The sequence below is a fragment of the Mesorhizobium sp. M7A.F.Ca.US.006.04.2.1 genome (assembly GCF_004022915.1).
GTDB lineage: Bacteria > Pseudomonadota > Alphaproteobacteria > Rhizobiales > Rhizobiaceae > Mesorhizobium > Mesorhizobium ciceri.
This window is the reverse complement of the sequence record NZ_RZQA01001569.1, coordinates 1-581: the sequence shown is the minus strand read 5'-3', so window position 1 is coordinate 581 and position 581 is coordinate 1. Positions and strand designations below refer to the sequence as shown.

Sequence of the window (581 nt, the reverse complement as noted above, 5' to 3'; positions counted from 1 at the left end):
GGCGCCAGGCTTGACCTGCGGGGATTGTTCCGTTCGAGGACCTTATGCGTGGCCGCGCTTCATGCGCGCCTGTTTCAGGATGGCGCGCCAGCGGATCATGTCGAACGGAATCGGCTCGTTGTTGTTGGCGATGTGGAAGATCTCATTGTTGACGTTCTTGAGCGAGCGCCAGAAATCGTAGTCGGTGATGCGCGGATCGGCAGCCAACCTGTCCACCTCGACCTTGATGTCGGTTTTCATGCACTTTCCTCGAACCGGCGCCGCGCCGCCCGTGTCGCTACCTCGATGCAGATCGTTTTCGACCGGCCCGCTGAGTCGCGCAACGGCTCAAATGGCTTGTTCCCGTTAAAACCTTGGTAAGGTTAACGAGGGCGCCGCATCGCTTCAAGCGCCGCCGCCGGTCGACGGCAAGGTTCTGCGATTTTAGATCGCCGGTGTGGCTTTGAAGCCGGAAACGAGACGTGTCGGCATCGCCCTATTTGCGTTTGATGCCGATCGAGCGGCCGGCCCGTTCCGGCATCGGCAGGGCCGAATGGGCGGCGCGTATGTCTTCGACCCTGGCCAGCACATCGGCGGGGGAG

1 protein-coding gene and 1 pseudogene are annotated in these 581 nt (G+C 61.6%); both read right to left on the bottom strand.

Going from position 1 to position 581, the window contains the following annotated elements:
• Window positions 1–42: 42 nt before the first annotated feature.
• Window positions 43–240: a hypothetical protein gene (locus EN925_RS38775; protein WP_013531006.1), complete on the bottom strand. Its 198-nt coding sequence runs from the start codon at window positions 238–240 to the stop codon at window positions 43–45.
• Window positions 241–475: 235 nt separating this feature from the next.
• Window positions 476–581, bottom strand: a pseudogene (locus EN925_RS41350) (thioesterase); the annotation flags it as partial.